Annotated in this window: 17 protein-coding genes; 7 read left to right on the top strand and 10 right to left on the bottom strand. The window is 57.1% G+C overall.

Annotated elements, in window-relative coordinates; translation table 11 throughout:
• Positions 1-80: 80 nt before the first annotated feature.
• Positions 81-485: a DUF6632 domain-containing protein gene (locus tag M8T91_RS16455; protein ID WP_301415283.1), complete on the bottom strand. Its 405-nt coding sequence runs from the start codon at positions 483-485 to the stop codon at positions 81-83.
• Between the two features lie 529 nt (positions 486-1,014).
• Positions 1,015-1,284 carry a TfoX/Sxy family DNA transformation protein gene (locus M8T91_RS16450; RefSeq protein ID WP_301415281.1) on the bottom strand — a complete coding sequence of 90 codons (270 nt, stop codon included), beginning with the start codon at positions 1,282-1,284 and terminating at the stop codon, positions 1,015-1,017.
• A 628-nt stretch (positions 1,285-1,912) separates the two neighbouring features.
• On the opposite strand from M8T91_RS16450, the gene csrA reads away from it, so the two are divergent.
• Positions 1,913-2,101: a carbon storage regulator CsrA gene (csrA, locus tag M8T91_RS16445; protein ID WP_301415280.1), complete on the top strand. Its 189-nt coding sequence runs from the start codon at positions 1,913-1,915 to the stop codon at positions 2,099-2,101.
• A gap of 95 nt (positions 2,102-2,196) precedes the next feature.
• On the opposite strand, the gene M8T91_RS16440 is transcribed toward csrA, so the two are convergent.
• A complete protein-coding gene (locus M8T91_RS16440; protein WP_301415279.1) occupies positions 2,197-2,577 on the bottom strand; it encodes a hypothetical protein in 381 nt (126 codons plus the stop codon).
• A 197-nt stretch (positions 2,578-2,774) separates the two neighbouring features.
• Between M8T91_RS16440 and M8T91_RS16435 the strand changes: the two genes are divergently transcribed.
• Complete coding sequence (locus tag M8T91_RS16435) at positions 2,775-4,895, top strand: TonB-dependent receptor plug domain-containing protein (protein WP_301415278.1); 2,121 nt, start codon at positions 2,775-2,777, stop codon at positions 4,893-4,895.
• The gene (locus tag M8T91_RS16430) at positions 4,895-5,392 is read left to right on the top strand and encodes a TlpA family protein disulfide reductase (protein WP_301415276.1); all 498 of its coding nucleotides are present in this window, start codon (positions 4,895-4,897) and stop codon (positions 5,390-5,392) included. Before M8T91_RS16435 ends, M8T91_RS16430 begins: the two co-directional genes overlap by 1 nt.
• Before the next feature lie 66 nt (positions 5,393-5,458).
• Here M8T91_RS16430 and thiI read toward each other — a convergent pair whose 3' ends face one another.
• Complete coding sequence (gene thiI / locus M8T91_RS16425; RefSeq protein ID WP_301415275.1) at positions 5,459-6,958, bottom strand: tRNA uracil 4-sulfurtransferase ThiI; 1,500 nt, start codon at positions 6,956-6,958, stop codon at positions 5,459-5,461.
• Positions 6,959-7,265: 307 nt separating this feature from the next.
• On the opposite strand from thiI, the gene glnA reads away from it, so the two are divergent.
• On the top strand, positions 7,266-8,672 hold the full coding sequence (gene glnA / locus M8T91_RS16420) for a glutamate--ammonia ligase (RefSeq protein ID WP_301415274.1): 1,407 nt from the start codon (positions 7,266-7,268) through the stop codon (positions 8,670-8,672).
• On the opposite strand, the gene M8T91_RS16415 is transcribed toward glnA, so the two are convergent.
• Positions 8,660-8,794: a hypothetical protein gene (locus M8T91_RS16415; protein ID WP_301415272.1), complete on the bottom strand. Its 135-nt coding sequence runs from the start codon at positions 8,792-8,794 to the stop codon at positions 8,660-8,662. The genes glnA and M8T91_RS16415 overlap by 13 nt on opposite strands.
• Before the next feature lie 98 nt (positions 8,795-8,892).
• Here M8T91_RS16415 and M8T91_RS16410 point away from each other — a divergent pair, with 98 nt between their 5' ends.
• The 3 genes from M8T91_RS16410 (at position 8,893) to glnG (ending at position 12,329) form a co-directional block, all read left to right on the top strand.
• Positions 8,893-9,465 carry a DUF4124 domain-containing protein gene (locus tag M8T91_RS16410; protein ID WP_301415271.1) on the top strand — a complete coding sequence of 191 codons (573 nt, stop codon included), beginning with the start codon at positions 8,893-8,895 and terminating at the stop codon, positions 9,463-9,465.
• 365 nt (positions 9,466-9,830) lie between these two features.
• Positions 9,831-10,901: a nitrogen regulation protein NR(II) gene (gene glnL, locus M8T91_RS16405; protein ID WP_301415269.1), complete on the top strand. Its 1,071-nt coding sequence runs from the start codon at positions 9,831-9,833 to the stop codon at positions 10,899-10,901.
• 3 nt (positions 10,902-10,904) lie between these two features.
• On the top strand, positions 10,905-12,329 hold the full coding sequence (gene glnG / locus M8T91_RS16400) for a nitrogen regulation protein NR(I) (protein WP_301415267.1): 1,425 nt from the start codon (positions 10,905-10,907) through the stop codon (positions 12,327-12,329).
• A gap of 90 nt (positions 12,330-12,419) precedes the next feature.
• Here glnG and M8T91_RS16395 read toward each other — a convergent pair whose 3' ends face one another.
• From M8T91_RS16395 to M8T91_RS16375, 5 genes are all read right to left on the bottom strand, one after another.
• Positions 12,420-13,232 (bottom strand): symmetrical bis(5'-nucleosyl)-tetraphosphatase, encoded by an 813-nt coding sequence (locus M8T91_RS16395; RefSeq protein ID WP_301415265.1) that lies wholly within the window; start codon positions 13,230-13,232, stop codon positions 12,420-12,422.
• 30 nt (positions 13,233-13,262) lie between these two features.
• Positions 13,263-14,063, bottom strand: coding sequence for a 16S rRNA (adenine(1518)-N(6)/adenine(1519)-N(6))-dimethyltransferase RsmA (gene rsmA / locus M8T91_RS16390; protein WP_301415263.1), 801 nt, complete (start codon positions 14,061-14,063; stop codon positions 13,263-13,265).
• A 64-nt stretch (positions 14,064-14,127) separates the two neighbouring features.
• Complete coding sequence (gene pdxA, locus M8T91_RS16385) at positions 14,128-15,114, bottom strand: 4-hydroxythreonine-4-phosphate dehydrogenase PdxA (RefSeq protein WP_301415261.1); 987 nt, start codon at positions 15,112-15,114, stop codon at positions 14,128-14,130.
• Between the two features lie 70 nt (positions 15,115-15,184).
• Positions 15,185-16,531 (bottom strand): peptidylprolyl isomerase, encoded by a 1,347-nt coding sequence (locus M8T91_RS16380; protein ID WP_301415260.1) that lies wholly within the window; start codon positions 16,529-16,531, stop codon positions 15,185-15,187.
• On the bottom strand, positions 16,528-19,128 hold the full coding sequence (locus tag M8T91_RS16375) for an LPS-assembly protein LptD (RefSeq protein ID WP_301415258.1): 2,601 nt from the start codon (positions 19,126-19,128) through the stop codon (positions 16,528-16,530). The genes M8T91_RS16380 and M8T91_RS16375 overlap by 4 nt, the downstream gene beginning before the upstream one ends.
• Between the last annotated feature and the right edge of the window lie 52 nt (positions 19,129-19,180).

Below are 19,180 nucleotides of genomic sequence, written 5' to 3'. Positions count from 1 at the left end.
CAAATAAACCTGGGTTTTACAGGCATTAAAAACACCCACGTATTCCCACGGCGCCATACAGTGTAAATCTTGAGGATATTCTAGTCATCAGTATTCTTTTTCTTATTGAAATTGTGTGCGGGCATCAAATACCAGAGAACGCCGGCTATTAAATATTGCACAGGGATATTGCCGATCAGATTTGCCTGCTCAGCTCGATCAGCCAACACCATCAACAACATAATGGTGGCATAGACCAGGTTCAACCAGATGGTGAACCAAATCAGGCTGACATTGGCGGCAGGATTCTCCGAGGCGAGAAACAGAAAAACACCCAGTGTTGCGAATATGCCCATCAAAATCTGCTCATACTCAGGCTGTGGTGGCGTCCATCCCCATCCGGCAGGCCATATCCATACCATCATCGGGTAAATGGCAAAAATAAAAAACAGGCCTATAAGTTTCAACGCAATGGGGAGATATTTTACGCGGGTTATGTCATCCATACGCTCTCCGGTGTAGTGTAAAAATGACTGGGTATTTCAATGACACCTGCAGTTTCTTCCTGGGTTAGTCAGCGAATACGCAATATGCTCATGCACCTGTCACCGGTATCACCAAGAAGACAGTGTATGGAATTTCCGCCCGGTAGAACCCTGGAATTTGACCATGCAGCTACGGATGTCCCCGCACGCGCTAATGACGGGCACTAAAAGCGAACTCGGGGATTAGTGTATAGTCTCTCGCTTCGGGATCACACAATATCGAGAATACCCAATCCCGACCGCCTGTCAGTAATTCAGATCGTCCATCGGGCAGTGGTTTACCCTGGGCGGATTATCAATGGCAGCCCCCAGGGATAAAACACCAGGGGCATGGCCTTTTTGGGAAAGATCCCGGGGAAATATCGGGCCACTGCACGCTTGCCCATCCTGAAGGGACTTATTAAGTGATCAGGACCTGGGTGGTACAGGTCTGCAGGTCTGTGGGTGTCCCCCTGAAACCTGCCGTGACTCCATTCGGTTTGAAGCTTGTTTACTTCGTGAGTCCCGCCGACAACCTCAGCGCTGTCTTCTCCCTTTCAGAAAACGCATCCCAATGCCTGTCCTGGATCGCGCCCTCCAGGGAATACAGATAATAACAAACGGGAAGTTGTTTTTCTGTATTTTTCTCCAAGAGCCATCGATAGGCTTTGGCCGAACCGAGCTTTCGCAATTCGGCTTCATTGGTGATACCAATTTGATACAGCCTGGATGCCACGGTTTTTCCAATGTTTTTTAACTCTAAAAGTGTTCTGTTTGACATTGCCCTATCCTTGTGCCGTTTCACCACGCTAAGAATTGCCACATTTTATAGTTGCATTCGAATGTGAGTGGCACTGAGAAATGCCAACTGAATGTGCATTTTTTAAAGGGGCAACTGCGGTTTTTCCAGGCGTACATGCCTGGAAATATAGGCACCAAAATGATCTTATTGGATTGCATTCGGTTTTCTTCAGGGGTAAAGCGGCGTAAAATCCATAGTTATTGATGAATATTTGGGCCAGTTTCTGCGCACCAATAGCGCAAGAGGCCCCAAACCCCCAGGCATTTTTTCAAAGCGCCATTCTTTCCACAGGAGAACGGTAGTGTGACCTAAGCGTAAGTAAAAGGCGCTGACCCAAGGTGGTAGGACACCAGGGGCCAGCTAACCAAATTGATAAGCAAGTATCAAAATGGCTATATGGATAATACGCTAGAAGCCCGCTCGTCTTCAATAAAGCGGAGTCCCTGCAGGTACCTGGCGCAGTTGCCCAGGCTTTGGGAGCATTGCGTCCGCCGATTCTGCTTTACCGCCTACCGTTCCCGTGCCCCCCTTGCCTTCAATCGTTTTTTTCCAGGTATCCCCCTCTCTAAAAATTATCCCGGGATTTGCGACCCGGAAGGAAAGGCTTATGTTGGTGGTAAAGCGCCGGCCAGGCGAGAACCTCAGAATTGGAACCCATGTTTCCGTCACCGTATTGGGTATTTCGGGTAACCAGGTGAGAGTGGGCATAGAGGCCCCCAAATCCACGCCTGTGCACCGGGAGGAAGTGTATCTGCGTATCCAAAAGGAGCGGACGCTGGGCAATGGCAATCGTTGAGCAATGGATTCTTGCGGTAGGGACGGCCCGATAGGGATCTCAATGGCCTGGTGAAGCCACAATGCTCCATGAAAAAATAGCCTTTCGATGCAGGGCTATTCATTGAGTGGGGCGATGCGCCGGATATGATTTTCACTGACTATGCAGAATAGGCGCATAAGGGTGATCCCCTTGAGGGTGGAGAAAATGGTATCCGTTGGTTTTGCTTGGAGAAAAAACAAACCGTCAAAAAAACCAACCAACAGGCAAACTGCGGAAGCTATTTTTACAGAAATTTGCCAACTGCTTGGACCCGGTCCAAAGAAATCCATAGTGCCGGATTCGGAAATGCTGAACGCCAAGGAAGGATAACAGCCATCAGTGATGGCAATGCCCTGGCTGGCTGTTGAACGTATCGTTATACAGGGACCTGAGGTTGCTTGAAATTGATTTGGATCAATTGCCAAACCTGCGCCCAGCCGGAAATTTTCCTCCAAACATAACCCTGAAGGTAGCGGCGGCCGGACAGGCCGCCGTAGTGGGCTGATGAAATTCACTGCCTGTAGAAATTCAAGCCGTGGATGACTGTACCGGACAGTCCCGCTGACCCCGCGATTATTGTTTGCGACACATAATGAGAGGGTTTATCATTCGCATTTATCAGAAGTATCGTCACAGGAATTCGGAGCAAGCCATGCCCGCTTATCATCGCACTCTGCTGTCATTGGCGATTTTTGCCGCAGCCCTGCCAACCGCCTTCGCGGCCGAACCCCAGGCCGAGGGGTCCTTAAATGGCGTTATCGAGGAAACGGTGGTTGTGGGCGTGCGCCAACGCCTGTACGACGCCGGTACCCTGCTGGACGCCATCCAGAAAACCGAGGTGGTGGATGAAACCCGCATAAAGGCCATGCAGGCGGTCAACCTGACCCAGGCCATTGAGAAATCCCCCGGCGTGCGGGTCTCGAACGAGTGCTCCATGTGCGGCGTGAAGCGCATTATGCTCAACGGGATGCGCGGTGAGCATTCCACCATCCTCACCGATGGTATCCCCCTGCACACCATGATGGCCGGCTACTATGCGGTGGACGCCCTCGCCACTACCGGGGTGGAGCGTATCGAAGTGGCGCGTGGCGCCGGCGCTTCGCTGCTTGCCCCCGAGGCCATTGGTGGCACCATCAACGTGATTTCCAAGGAGCCACAGGAAACCGGTTTCAATATCAACGCTTCCTGGGAGGATAACGACAGCTTCTTCGTCGGTATGATGGGCAGCCATGTCAGCGACGATGATCGCACCCGCACCAGCCTGGTGTACCAGGGTGACAAGCATCACCAGATGGACAACGATAACAACGGCGTCAGCGAAGCCCCGTTGCAGGAAAACACCAGCTACGTTGGCCGTGTCTCCCATGATTTCACTGAACGCGACAACCTGGTGCTGCGTCTGGCCTACACCGACTCCACCATCTTCGGCGGCCCCCAGGGCTATAACATCGGCACAGTGCTGCGGGGTTTTGACGGTGTGGAATCCGAGCATCTGTTTGAAAATGACGATGTACGCGCCAAGTTCACCGGTAAACCCTGGGAGACCACCGAGTGGATCGATACAGAGCGCACCGAGGTTTCCGCCAACTGGCTGCGGGAATTCAATGAACACTACAATGCCATGGTCACCCTGGCCTGGTCTGAACACCGACAGGATTCCTTCTACGAGGGATTTGACTATGCGGCGACCGACCAACTCTTTTACTTCGACTGGCGCAACAACCTGATAGTGAACGAGGCGCACACCCTGACCTTCGGTATGGATTTGCGCGACGAGGAAATGCGCTCCGATTCCGTTGCGGGTGCCGAGAGCGCCGACTATGTGGAGGACAGCTTCGACTACCGCACCGGTGGTGTCTACCTGCAGGATACCTGGCAGGTGTCGCCGCAACTGGAAGTCGCCGCCGCGGTGCGCCTCGACAGGGTACGCGCCGACTTTGTGGCGGAGGAAAAACCCGGCACCGAGATTGAGGAGACCCTGCTGGTTCCACGGATCGATATGCGCTACCTGCACAACGACCAATGGACATCGCGCCTGGCCTTTGGTCGCGGCTACCGCGCTCCGCTGTCTTTCTTCGAGACCGACCACGGTATTCTGGATGCCGGCGATGGCTTTGCCATCGAGATCGACAAACTGGAAAAGTCCCTCTCCGCAACCTACGCACTGAGCTACGAGGGTGAGCGCCTGAGTGGCACCCTGTCACTGGCACACACAACCGTGGAGCATTTGGCCGCACTGGGAGAAACGGAAAACGGTGTGCCACTGCTGACACAGATGCGCGAAAGCGCGGTTGTCAGCGCTGGGGATATCAGTCTCGGTTATACCCTGAACGAGGCACTGAAACTCGCCGTTACCCTGGAAGGGTATGACTATGACCGCATTTTCAAGGAATCCTACGCCATAACGCCCATCGAACAACGGGCGCTGTTCAGTCTGGACTATGGCAGCGGCCCCTGGATGCTATACGCCGGCGCCAGTTGGGTGGGCCAGCGGGACTTGGGGGATTATGGTTATGAGGGCTACAACCAGCCTGGCAGAGAGCGCAAGAGCAACAGCGCGGAAAGCTACTGGACCCTGGATATGAAGGTGGCCTTCGACGTGAGTGAAAACCTGAATGTGTATGTCGGCGGCAATAACATCACCGACTACACCCAGGTCAACGATGCGGAAACCCCGCTGTTCTGGGATGCCGGGGGCGCTTACGATGTGGCCTATATCTACGGCCCGCTGCGCGGCCGGGAATTCTATCTGGGCTTTGACTGGAACTGGTAGTGGTGCGCCGTTTTTTGTTCCTGTTCCTGCTGTTTACCCTGTGCATACCGGCCTTTCCCGCTGCTGCGCAGGGCGCTTCGCTTTTGGATCTGACACTGAGAGACCTGGCCAGCCCCGGGCGTATCAGCCTTGCGCAGTACCAGGGGCAACCAGCGTTGATGGTGTTTTTTGAACCCGAGTGCCCCTGGTGCTTTCGCCAGGTGCGGGTGCTCAATCGGCTGTTGGCCCAATGCCCCGGTCAGTTTCAGCCCCTGGCAGTGGGCACCAACGGCTCCCGCCGGGCACTGAAAGCAGAATACCGCAGGCTGCGCCCGGATTTCCCCGCCTTCCAGATCAGCAGTGCGCTGCTCGATACAGTAGGTACCATTCCCGCCACGCCTTTCACCCTGCTGATCGACCGCCACGGCGCGCCCGCGGGCTGGCTGAGGGGGTTTATGCCCGAGGAGAAATTGACACCGGTTTTGGCGGCGTACCTGGGGGTCACTTGCGGCAGCTAAACGGGGTGCAGGCCGCCGTGCCCGCGGCTCGCACGAAACTTCTCCCGGTATGAACCCTTAGCGGGGTTATTTTACGGTTTTGCCCACTCCCGCCTTCTCCTGCCGATGGGGCCTTTGCGGTCGGTAGACACCCACATTGCGGTAGCCCTCGTCGAGCAGATGGGAGGCGTGCAGGCGGCTCATCACACCGCGGGCGCAATACAGCAGGTATTCCTGCGCCTGGTCCAGTTGGGCAAAGCGGTTGTTGAGTTGGTAGAAGGGAATGGTTTGTACTGCACCGTTTTCCAGTTCCAGCGGGTCCAGTTCCTCTTCGTCCGGGTGGCGGATATCGATCACTACCGCACTGCCGGGTTCCTCGCGGATATCCACCTCCGGCGCCTGTCCGCCTACTTCTTCGATCACCTCGTCGATGTTCTGGACCACGCGGTTGCCGATGGCGCGATCGAGGACAGTGAAGTCGAAGCGGTTCTCCTCGCTTTCCACTTTCTCGATTTTGGCGCGGGTGGTGGGTTTTACCGAAATCACGCCGCAGTATTCCGGCATATTGGCGGCAAACTCTTCTGTGCCGATTGCCCGCGCAGTCCTGATAATGTCGGTCTTGTCGCTGGCAATCAGTGGGCGCAGGACCAGGGTATCGGTGACGCTGTCGATGACTGCGAGATTCTTCAGGGTCTGGCTGGAGACCTGCGCAATGGCTTCGCCGGTCACAAGTGCATCCACTTCCAGCTCTTTTGCCATCACACCGGCAGCGCGCAACATCATGCGCTTTAGGATCACGCCCATATAGGAGTCGTCGACCCGCTCGAGAATTTCTGCCACCACCTCGTCGAAGGGCACAGTGACAAAGCGCACCCGGTGAGAGGCGCCGAACTTGTTCCACAGGTAATAGGCCACCTCCTTAACACCCAATTCGTGCTGGCGCCCCCCCAGATTAAAAAACAGGAAATGGGTGCGGATGCCGCGTTTGATGGTCAGGTAGCTGGCCACGGTGGAGTCGAAGCCGCCGGATACCAGCGACAGCACCGGGTCCTGGGTACCCAGGGGAAAGCCACCGAGACCGGGGTGCTGCTTCTCAATGACATTGAGTTTGTCGTGGCGGATCTCCAGTTTTACCGTGATATCCGGATTTTTCAGTTTTACCCCGGCCGCTTCGGTGTTCCTGTTGAGGCCGCCGCCCACATACTGCTCTACATCCAGGGATTGAAACTCGTGTTTGCCGGTGCGCTTTACGCGCACGCAGAACGTCTTATCCTTCAGTGCCGGGCCCCACACCGGCAGGGTTTTCTCGTAGATATCGTGCAGGTCGCCCAGGGGGAACTGGCGCACACGGGAGAAGTTGGCGATGCCGGGCGTGTTGGAGAGTACCTCCTCGATGCGATCACCCAGGTGGGCCACGGCGTCCGGGGCAACCACGTCGATCTTTTCCCAGTCCTTGCGCACCTGGATACGGTCGTCCAGCTGTCGCAGCAGGCGCTGCAGGTTGTCCTTCAGCTGGCGCGACATACGTTTGCGCACGGGATTGCTCTTGATGGTGATCTCGGGGAAAAACTTGACGACAAAGTGCATGGGGTTTCGCCGGGTACTGCTGTTGATAGAAGATGCGACAGTATAAACCAGGCAGGGGGGACCTGGAGATGCACCCAAGTGGTGCGCCTGTTGGCTCGGGATGTGCCATACTGGTGCACTTCCCGGTAGCTGCCCGGCCATAAGGCATCTATCCTGCCTCAGCCGGCCCGGCGACCGGGCCCGTCGCCACCAGGGCGTGGATGCCCTGATTTGGCACACTCCTTGCTTTATTTCACGCCAGGTACAGCGTGAATGCCGGCAGCAAAAGGCATAGCGACCAATTTTTTTCAAGACCTGGAGGGCTGCAATGTCAGTGAAAACGCTTGATTTGATCAATGAAAGTGAAGCCAAGTGGGTAGACCTGCGCTTCACCGATACAAAGGGAAAAGAACAGCATGTCTCCATCCCCGCGTCGGAAGTGGATGGTGAGTTCTTTGAAGAGGGCAAGATGTTCGATGGCTCCTCCATTGCTGGCTGGAAGGGGATCAACGAATCCGACATGATTCTGATGCCGGACGACGAAACCGCTTTCCTCGACCCCTTTACCGACGAGAGCACAGTCATTGTGCGCTGCAATATCGTTGATCCCGTCACCGGCCAGGGCTATGAGCGCGATCCACGTTCCATTGCCCTGCGCGCCGAGGAGTACCTGAAGTCCACCGGTCTGGGGGACACAGCGATGTTCGGGCCGGAGCCCGAATTCTTCGTATTCGACGACATCACCTGGGGCGCGGAAATGGGTGGGGCTTTCTACAAGATCAATTCTGAAGAGGCGGCCTGGTCTTCCGGACACAGTTTTGCGGAGGGCAATATCGGCCATCGCCCGGGTATCAAGGGGGGCTATTTCCCGGTGCCGCCGGTGGATTCCCTGCACGATGTCCGTGCCGCCATGTGTTCCGCCATGGAGCAGATGGGTCTGCACGTTGAAGTACACCACCACGAGGTGGGTACCGCCGGCCAGTGTGAGATCGGGGTTGCCGCCAATACCCTGACGAAAAAAGCGGATGAGGTTCAGATTCTCAAGTACGCCGTGCACAATGTTGCCCATGCCTACGGCAAAACCGCTACCTTTATGCCCAAGCCACTGGTTGGTGACAACGGTTCGGGCATGCATGTACACCAATCCTTCTCGAAAGGTGGGGTCAACCAGTTTGCCGGCGACACCTACGCCGGCCTGTCGGAAACCGCTCTGTACTACATCGGCGGTATTGTGAAGCACGCCCGCGCCCTGAACGCGCTGTGCAACGCCTCCACCAACTCCTACAAACGCTTGGTGCCCGGTTTCGAGGCGCCGGTGATCCTGGCTTACTCCGCGCGCAACCGCTCGGCGTCCATCCGCATTCCCTACGTGACCTCGCCCAAGGGCAAGCGCATTGAGACCCGCTTTCCGGACCCGACCGCCAATCCCTACCTGGCCTTTGCGGCACTGCTGATGGCGGGCCTGGACGGGATCAAAAACAAGATCCACCCCGGTGATGCCGCAGACAAGGACCTGTACGACCTGCCGCCGGAAGAGCTGGCCGAGTACCCCACAGTGGCCGACAGCCTGGAGGGGGCCCTGGACGCTTTGGACAGGGACCGCGCTTTTCTGATTGAGGGGGGGGTATTCACCGATGACGCGATTGATGCCTACATCGAGCTGAAACGCGAAGAGGTTGAGCGCCTGAACATGACCACCCACCCGGTGGAGTTTGATATGTACTACTCCGTGTAACGGCGACTGCGCACCGAGAGACTGTCGACCGCTTGGCGAAAAGCCCGCACTGCCCTGGCGCGGGCTTTTTTAATGGGGGTACACTGTGAATAGGGCAGCTTTCGCGCTGTCGTTTTAATCACGGTGTTGGGTTCTTGGCGGTGGCCGATTGTCCCGACTGCTTGCGCTCCGTCACGGGGCCTGTAAAGGGAGCATCCGCAGGTTGCGGTTGATCATCGCTATGGGAATTCCAAGACTGCTGCAGATACTGTTGCTCGCTGTGCCTCTGATGGTGTCTGCCGGTCCCGATGGCAGTAAAGAATCCGGTGCCATTTACAAGATCGTCGGCCCGGACGGCCAGGTGACTTTCAGTGATACCCCCCCGGTAGACAGGCAGGCAGAGAAGGTGGAGCTGGCGCCTATCAATATCCAGCCCATCACCCTGCCGCGTCCGTTGCCGATGCGCAAATTGTCCCCAAAGGCAGACAGCGGTGCGGGAGCGGGCCTGGGCCCGGTCTCTATCCGCATAGTCAGCCCCCAAGATGGCGCCACTATACCGCCGGGACAGCGCCTGGTTGCCCTGCAGGTGGACGTGCAGCCAGTCTATCCAGAAGGCGCCCGCTTCTTTGCAGTGATCGACGGCCAGCCCTGGCGCGGCAGCTCCAACGGTTCCGCCCTGGATCTCTCAATGCTGGAGCGCGGCAGCCACAGTGTGCAGGTGGTACTCACCGATGCCAATGGCCGGGTACTGGCCCAGTCCCCGGCGATCACCCTGTATGTGCAGCGCCCCAGTGTCAACCTGCCCGCCAGGTAGGGGTGTACCGGCACTTGCAAAGCAGGCCGAAGGCATTCCCAACCCACACCGCCGCTAGCGCTGGCAGCGGAGTCTCCGGCATCCGGGGCTGTCCCAATCATTTCCTTTTGGTTGAATTTTGAACTTTGCACCGATATGGTGCATTCTCGCATTCGGGCGTTGCGTCGGGCTTCTTCGGAATGGGCATCGTGGCGGGCTTAAAAAACGACACTGGCTGTAGATACCCCCCGGCAGGGATGACTTTAGGGCTATCCCTGTCCCCGTGCGCCATTTTGGTTTGCTTTTTGCACTGACCAAACTCAAGAGCTTGTGGCACCGCGCGTAGAACACGGCGCCGGCTTGTGAATTGAACCGGAAACGACTGAATGCTGAATGACCGCCAGCTGCTGGACAACCTGACTTCCGCTGTGCTGATGTTGGATAGCGAATTGTCGCTGCGCTATCTGAACAATGCCGCCGAGGACCTGCTCAGTGCCTCCAGCGCCAGGGTCATCGGGTTGTCGCTGGATGAGGTGGTGCGCGAAACCGGCTCCTGGCAGGCTTTGCGGGAGGTGTTAGTAAAGGGGGAGAGGTATACGGTGCGCCGCGCCCATTGGCACCTGCACAACCGGGAAATGCGCATCGTGGACTACTCGGTAGGCCCGCTGTCGGAGCTGGGAATGCTCTTGGTTGAGGTGCAACCGGTGGAACGGCTGTTGCGCATCGCGCGTGAGGATACGCTGTACAACACTCGTGAGACCACGCGCAACCTGGTGCGCGGCATGGCCCACGAAGTCAAAAACCCCTTGGGTGGTATTCGCGGTGCCGCCCAGCTGTTGCAGCGGGAGCTGCCGGACCCTGCCCTAGAGGAATATACCCAGGTCATCATTGAGGAGGTGGATCGCCTGCGCCAGTTGGTGGATCACCTGTTGGGTTCGCGCCAGCGCCTGAAGCTGATGGCCACCAATGTGCACGAGGTGCTCGAACGGGTGGCGCAACTGGTGGATGCGGAATGTGAGGGCAGGCTGCACATTCGCCGCGACTACGATCCCTCCATACCGGAAGTGCCGGCGGATCGCGAGCAATTGCTACAGGCTCTGCTGAATATTGTCCGCAATGCCATGCAGGCTGTTGGCGAGTACTCCGGCCTCACCAGCGGTGAGATTGTTTTACGCACCCGCATACAGCGGCGTTTTACCATCGGTCGGCGTCTCTGCCCACTGGTCTGCTGCATTGAGGTTGAGGACAATGGCCCTGGCATTGACGAGGCACTCAGGGAGCAGATTTTCTTTCCCATGGTTTCCGGGCGCGCCGAGGGCACGGGGCTGGGGCTCTCCATCTCCCAGAACATCATCAACCAGCACGGTGGCCTGATCCAGTATGACAGCCGCTCCGGAGGCAGTGTGTTCCAAATCTACCTGCCACTTTCATCCAAATCCGCCAATACAGGGTGCTAGAGCATGAGTCATCGCGTTTGGATCATTGACGACGATAAATCGATCCGCTGGGTACTTGAGCGGGCGCTCTCACGGGCGGGGATCGAAGCCCGGTGTTACGAGAATGGCAACCGCGCTTTGGAGGATTTTTACAACACACCACCGGATGTGGTGATCAGTGATATCCGCATGCCAGGTGCCGACGGGTTCAAATTACTGCAGCGCTTTCAGGAAGAGTACCCGTCGCTGCCCATTATTATCATGACAGCCCATTCGGATCTCGATAGCGCGGTGGCCGCTTACCAGGGTGGGGCATTTGAATACCTGCCCAAACCTTTCGATATCGACGAAGCTGTGGCGGTCACCCGACGCGCGCTGCTTCACACCAGCAGCCAAGGCCGTGGAGAACCTGTGGAGTTGGAGAAGGGCACTGGTGGTGGGGAAATGATCGGCGAAGCACCGGCCATGCAGGAGGTGTTTCGCGTTATCGGGCGCTTGTCCCATTCAAATATTACCGTGTTGATCAATGGTGAATCCGGCACCGGCAAAGAGCTGGTGGCGCAGGCTTTGCACAATCACAGTCCGCGCAGGGATAAACCGTTTATCGCGCTCAACATGGCGGCGATTCCCAGGGATCTGATGGAGTCAGAACTGTTTGGCCATGAGAAGGGGGCTTTTACCGGTGCGGCTTCCCTGCGTTCCGGGCGCTTTGAACAGGCCAATGGCGGCACGCTATTTTTGGATGAGATCGGCGATATGCCGGCAGAGACCCAGACGCGCTTGCTGCGCGTGCTGTCGGACGGGGAATTTTACCGTGTAGGTGGCCATACGCCGGTAAAAGTGGATGTGCGCATCATTGCCGCCACACACCAAAACCTGGAAGCATTGGCACTGCAGCACAGATTCCGCGAAGATCTCTTCCACCGCCTGAATGTTATTCGCATCCATATTCCCAGGCTTGCCGATCGCCGCGAGGATATTCCCAGGCTGGTGCGCCATTTCTTTGATGCCGCCGCCAGGGACCTGGGGGTACAGCCCAAGATCCTGACGCGGGAGGCCGAGGATTGTCTCTCCGCTTACGACTGGCCCGGCAATGTGCGCCAGTTGGAAAATACCTGTCGCTGGGTCACCGTGATGGCCTCCGGCCGCGAGGTGCACAGGGAAGATCTCCCCCAAGAGTTGTTGTGCCACCAGGGTACAGATGCAGAATCGTCGCTCGACTGGGAAAAAACCCTGCGGGTTTGGGCGGACCGGGCTCTTGCTGCCGGGCGGCGGGATATCCTCAGCGAAGCGGTTCCCGCCTTTGAGCGGGCACTGATTGAAATTGCACTAAAGCACACCGCCGGGCGCAAACGGGATGCCGCAGCGCTGCTGGGTTGGGGCCGCAATACCCTGACGCGAAAGCTCAAAGAGTTGGAGATTGGCGCTGTGGAAGCAGGTCCGCAATAACCATCCGCTGTGCCGGCTTGGTTGTTGCCGTTTTAAAAAACGTATCCCGGGCTGCCCTCGCTATGCCCTGTATGCACTTCTGTGAGCCGATCACGCACGACAGTCCGTAAAAAAAAACTGTTCGTCACCGAGTCGCATGGCGGTCAGGCAGCCACCCCAAACACAGCCGGTATCCAGGGCATATATATTTTTGGTATTTGCGCGCCCTTCCAGGGCGGCCCAGTGGCCAAAAAGGATTTTGTCATCCCGGGTTTTTCTATTGGCAAAACTGAACCAGGGTTTGTATTCCCCATGGGCAGCCAGTGGACCGCGCTTGGTGACAAGATCCAGGGTGCCATCCGCTTTACAAAAGCGCATGCGGGTAAGGTAATTGGTGATGGAGCGCAGCCGCTCGATACCGAAGAGATGATCATTCCAGCAGTGCGGCTCATTGCCGTACATACCGTAGAAATAAGCCTTGGCCATAGATGCATCGGCAAGGGCCCGGTGCACTTCACGGGCCAGTTCCCCGGCTTTTGTAATACCCCAAATCGGTGGAATACCCGCATGTACCATGGTGTAACCCTTCCTGTGTACAAGCAGGGGCAGGCTTTGCAACCAGTTTAGTAATTTGTCCGCATCCTTGGCCTGTAGCACCCGGGTTAAATCCTGTTCCTTTTTTGAAAGCCGTTTGGCACCGTGGGCCAGTGCCAGCAGGTGCAGGTCGTGGTTGCCGAGCACTGCGGTGACCTGGTGCCGGTGATCGTACAGGAAGCGCAGGGTACCGAGGCTGTCATCCCCGCGGTGCACCATATCCCCGGCGATCCATAGTTTGTCGCAGTCAAAGCGGAATGGAATGTTTTTTAACAGGCGCTGCAGCGGTTTGTAGCAGCCCTGAATATCACCAACGGCGTAAGTGGCCAATGTATCTTCCCATCATGTCCTATTTGACGCTTATTCCGAGTTGCGTTCAAAACAGGTGTTTGCCAATTGTACAAAATCCCCCACGCTGAGTGTCTCCGGTCGGCGACTCATATCCAGTGGCACTGATTCTGGCTCAAGTTCCGGAAACAGGGGTTTCAGGGCATTGCGCAGCGTTTTGCGGCGCTGCTGGAAAGCGGTATTGACGATTTGTCCCAACAATCTTTCGTCCTTGGCGGAACAGGATGGGGGACTGTGGGGGGTGAGGCGTACAATGGCGGATTCCACTTTGGGTGCTGGCCGGAATGATCGCGCGGGTACGGGGAAAAGCCCCTGCACACGACAGTGATATTGCGCCATGACACTCAGGCGGCCGTAGGATTTGGTGCCCGGTGTGGCGCTCAGGCGGTCCACGACTTCCTTTTGCAGCATAAAGTGCATGTCCTGCACCTTGCCTTTGAAACTGAGCAAGTGAAACAGCAGTGGCGTGGAAATATTGTAGGGCAGGTTGCCGACTATACGCAGAGCACTCTGTGCCGCAATGCTGCCAAAGTCGAACTTCAGGGCATCCTGCTCGATAACCTGAAATTGCGGATATTCCCTGAACTTGAATTGCAAGAGAGGAACTAGGTCCCGATCCAATTCCACAGCGGTCAGGCTGGGGCAGTGCTGCAGGAGCAGTTCGGTGATGGCGCCCTGGCCGGGACCGATCTCGACAAGCCTGTCTGACGCCCTGGGTGCAATGGCGCGCACTATGCGCTCGATAATTGTTTCGTCAATCAAAAAGTTTTGCCCGAAGCGCTTGCGGGCCTTGTGCTGGAAAAAGTTGTCCATCAAATAATCAGTCGTTCAAGGTGTCATTAAGGGCGGTGAGTTATTGGGGATGCCATGTGGGCTGTCAGGGTTTCTGGAGTTTTGCCAACTGAACCGCCTCGGACAGGGCCGCCATCAGGCTGCCATCACTGGCGCGGCCTTTACCGGCAATATCCAGCGCTGTACCGTGATCGACGGAGGTGCGGATAAAGGGCAGGCCCAGTGTGATATTGACGGCGCTGCCGAAACCTTTGAATTTTAACACCGGCAGTCCCTGATCGTGGTACATGGCCAATACGGCGTCGCAGCGGGCCAGTTGGGGTGGTGTAAACAGGGTATCGGCGGGTAGGGGACCGATCAGGTGCAAACCCTGTGCGCGCAGTCTGGTCAGTGCGGGTTCGATAATCTCCAGTTCCTCCCGTCCCAGGTGGCCGCCCTCCCCGGCGTGGGGATTCAGCCCGCATACCCCGATACAAGGTGAGTCTATACAGAACTGGGTGCGCAGGCTTTGGTACAAAATCCCGATAACCTGCTCCAGGTGCGAGCCGGTAATGGCAGTACTGACATCTTTCAGAGGGAGGTGCGTGGTGGCCAGGGCGACGCGCAGCCCTTTGGCGGAAAGCATCATAACCACCTGCCCGACACCGGCCAGACCGGCAAGGAATTCGGTATGCCCGCTAAAGGGGATGCCGGCGTCATTGATGATCCCCTTGTGCACAGGACCGGTGACCAGGGCATCAAAGTGCCGCCCGAGGCAACCCCGCGTGGCTGCTCTCAGGGTTTCCAGGACATACGGTGCATTGGCGATATTCAGAACACCGGGCAGTCCCGGCTCCGCCATGGGTACCGCCTGAACATAGAGATTGCCGGGCGGTGTCTCAAGGGCAGGGGATTGCGGGGTAAAGGGCAACAGTTGCAGGGGAAGATTTGCGTTTATCGCCTCCTGGCGCAGCAGCGCTGGATCGGCGACGGCAACCAGCTGCGCTGCGCTGCCCCGTTGCGCCAGTTTAACTACCAGCTCCGGGCCGATGCCGGCCGGTTCGCCGGGCGTGAGGGCAATTCTGGGTATCATCGAGCTGGCGGTTTCCTAAGCGCATCAACAAACCCGTTCAAGGGGCTGGCTTTGCCGCAATACCGGGCCTTTACCGTTGTTCACTGTCAGAACTGGCTTCTTTTTCCTCAGACAGTTTGATTTCCACATAGGCCTGGTCACGAATTTCACGACGCCAATTCTGCAGTTCCTCTTCGTAGCGACGATTGCGCAACAAATTGGCGGCCTGATTGCGGATATATTGGTCCGTCATATCCTGCTTGCGGCGGCCCTCCACCATCAGGATGTGCCAGCCAAACTGGCTGCGGAAGGGCAGGCTGATTTCACCGATACTGGTTGTGTTCATGGCCTGGGTAAACTCGGGGACGAATTGCCCGGGCATGGACCAGCCGAGATCGCCACCGGAAAGCATGGAGCCAATATCTTCTGAGTTTTCGCGCGCCAATTCGGCAAAGTTCTCACTGGCCATGGCTTCTTTACGCAGCCTGATCAATTTGTTGTAGGCTTCGTCGTCAGTGAGAATGGCGGAGGGCTTGAGCAGTATATGGCGCACCTTGGTCTGCTCAACCAACTGCTCACCGGCGCCTTTCTGGGCGTGGATCTTGAGTATGTGAAAACCGGCATCACTGCGGAAGGGGTCAGTGACCTCTCCCACCTTGAGGCCATTGAGCGCATCGGCAAACAGGGTGGGCAACTCTACGGTTTTGCGCCAGCCCAGATCGCCACCGGCAAGGGCGTTTTGCCCGGCGGAGTTGGCGATGGCGAGCTGGCGGAAGTCGGTGCCTTCGCGGGCCCGTTGTACCAGTTCTTCCGCCTTCTCACGGGCCTGTGTGACCTCACTGGCGGGGGCACTGGAGCTGATGGGTATCAGGATATGGCCGAGTTCATACTGGGGGGAGCGCCAGAAGGCCCCTTCCTTGGAGCGGAGAAAGTTGTCGATATCCTGTTCGGTGATCTGAATGCGCCGGTTGACACTGCCCTGCTCCACGCGGCGAATCATGAGTTCCTGGCGGATTTGCTGGCGAAAGTTTTTCATGCTCATGCCATCTGCGCGCAGGCGCTGGCGAAATGCTTCCGGACTGACCCCGGCATTCTGCTGTACCCGGGCGATCGCCTGATCGAGTTCCGCCTCGGAAATGGTGACGCCGGCCCGGGAAGCCATTTGCAATTGCAGCCGCTCTATAATCAGCTGCTCCAGTACCTGCCGGCGCAGAATATCCACCGGAGGCGCCTGCATCTGTTGGGCCTGAATCTGGGCTGCAATCGTATTCATGCGTTGCACCAGCTCGCTGGCCATTACGACATCGTCGTCGACAACTGCGACCACCTGGTCAAGTGTTTGTACCTGCGCTGTGACAGGGCCCCCGACCAGGACGCAGGCAGCGAGCATGGAGGACAGGATGAATGTCGAGGTGACTTTCTGCATTATTCTCTTCACGGTTTCAGCTCTTCTCTCTGGTCAAAGTTGGCGATCCCCTGGGTCAGTATTTGGGTAACGGTTGCGCCGAAGCCGGCCAGACCTTTCAGTTGTATCTCGAGAAAGACACCCTCGTCGTACTCCAGATCCTCTGCCGCCACTATCCCTGCCAGATTATTGTCCAGGGTGCGACGCCACACCAGCCGCGCACGATAGCAACAGTCGTCATATTCGATACCCGCCAGGTATTCCAGTTCCCGATCCAAAGTCAGATCATAGGCCGCGCCAGCCAGTATAGCGGTGTGGGCGCTGATGGGCAGGACGGCGGAGCTGTTCAGCTGCCGGGTGGAGGAGTCCACCTCGTTACCGTCCTCGATTACCCTGATTGCGTCATTTCGAACGTAGTTGTACCCGAGGTTAAAAATCCTGGCATCATTGTCAAAGTAGCGCAGGTTGAAGTTGCCGCGGTTGATGTTGTGCTCGGTGTCATCGTAGACAAGTTCGCTGTCAATACGCAGGGATTGCAGGGGCCGACTCTGCAGTTGTGCGGCCAGCTCGGAGCGGGGTGTATTCTCAATGAGTTCCCTCAAGCCGATTTGTGAGTCGCTCGAATAGAAGGCCTGGCCGACGCTGGCGGAGAATAATTCACGCCCACTGACGGGGTCGATAAAGCGTGTGGTCAGGCCCAGGGCAATTCGGTCGGCATCGTCTATACGGTCATTTCCGGTAAAACGGCTGTCCCGGAACAGTTGGTCATAACTGGAGGTGAACAGCGAGGTATCGTAAAGCAGGTTATTACTCAAAGGGTCGATCGGGCCAATGTTGTTAATGTCATCTCCGCTGATATCGAAAAAGTCACTCTGGTTGGCACTGCTGCTGATCAGGGCGAATAAGCGGGGCTCAAGGGTCTGGATATAGTCGCGGTTGAAAAGATATCCATCCCGCTCAAAATAGAGGCCCGTATCCAGGGTAAACTGGCCGGCGGAGGCACTCGGGGTATTATTGGCATCCTCGGACAGGAACAGGTCGCTGACTCGGTACCCCAGGTAGCGTGCAGCGATGCCGGGCTTGAAATAGCCCCAGATCCACTCCTTGTCCCATTGGAGTTCGTAATCCAGGCGCAGCCGATCCGCGTTAATAAAATCTTGGGTTCGACTGGTTACACTGTCCGGGTCGTCTATATCCCGTATAAATGTGATTGTCTGGGTATCCTGATGGTCCCATATTGTGGCTTCGTTTTGCAGGGATAATTGCCAGTCGCCCCAGCGGTAATTGCCGTCCACATCCAGGCGCGGCAATTGGGCAAAAGCATCAAAGACGTCATTTTCCAGTACCTGGTAGTCCTGCGCCCGAAGTGCGACTCGCCAGTGCTCAAAGTTGAGGCTGCCCTGTACCGTCTGGTTGACCTTGGTTTCGGCACTGATTGCCAGGTTGGCGGGGCTTAGATCGCGGAAGTAATCGGGGTCACTGACCTTGGTATAATCGATATTGGTGCGCCAGACACTGCCGCTGTAGCCCCCTGCCTGTTCGAGGCTAAACAGCCAGCGATCCTCTCCCTTGTAGGGCAGTACCAGCGCTTGCGGAAAACCCCTGTCGATCAGTTCGCGGGAGAGGTCGTCGTTGCCCCCCTTGTCATTGGGCAAATCCGCTGCGCGCACAATGGTGTTGAACACGGGGCTCAGGTGGCGGAATTCGACTTCCAGGCCGGTTCCACGGTATTGGATATAGCGCGGCGTAATAGTCGCGTCCATCTGAGGGGCAATATTCCAATAGTAGGGGATGGCAGCGTCCCAGCCGTTTTCATCGCTGTTACTCACTGAGGGAAACAGAAACCCCGACATGCGGGTATCGTCTACCGGGAAGCGAAAATAGGGGAGGTAGAGAACCGGTACGCCCAGAATTTCCAAGCGTACATCCCGCGCTACCCCCTGGCTCTCGACTCTATCGATATTGATTTCACCGCCGCTCAGACGCCAGAACTCCCTGCCCGGTTCACAGCGGGTGTAGGTGCCGTCTGTCAGGCTCAGTTCGCCACTGGCCTGGCGGGCAGCGAAGGCGGCGGTGCCGTGAATAAACGCGTCGTGTACCACGTAGGTGGCGTCATCAATTGAAGCGGCGTTACTTTCTGTGTGCACTTCCGCCGTGGCGCCACGCACCAGTAGATCGGGCTCGCGCAGTTCGATAGCGCCGCTCAGGTAGGCGGTATTATTGGCGCGATTGATCTCCACCCGGTCCGCAAACAGCTGGCGGTATCCCTGGGTGATATGCACATTGCCGCTCAGTTCTGCACTGCCGTCTTCCAGCCACATGGACTGCACGGCAGTGGCGCGCAGCGGAGCCGTCTCTGGTGGTAGGTCCGCTCCCGGATAGCGCCTGGGAGGGGCGACAAAGGCGCCCGAGCAAATCGCCGGTAGTCTGGCTCGCATCTCTGGGGATAGTTCTGAACGGGGCAGCCAGTCCAGATACAGATAGGGGTTGTAGTCCGGATCTGCCGTGGGCGCCTGCTCAGCGTGGGCACACAGGGATTGCGCAGCGATCAGGCCGATGGTGAGGGTGCGGGCTTGCGAGTTTTTAGCGATCGCCAGCGCGAGGCGGTGCCACCGGGAGACTTCGAGCATCAAACGATATGTTCCGGCTATCTTGAGTGTGTCTTTTATTGGGATAAGCGTG

The sequence above is a fragment of the Microbulbifer sp. MI-G genome (assembly GCF_030440425.1).
Taxonomy (GTDB): domain Bacteria; phylum Pseudomonadota; class Gammaproteobacteria; order Pseudomonadales; family Cellvibrionaceae; genus Microbulbifer; species Microbulbifer spongiae.
The sequence above is the reverse complement of the archived record's forward strand: the minus strand, read 5'-3'. Positions and strand labels throughout refer to the sequence as shown.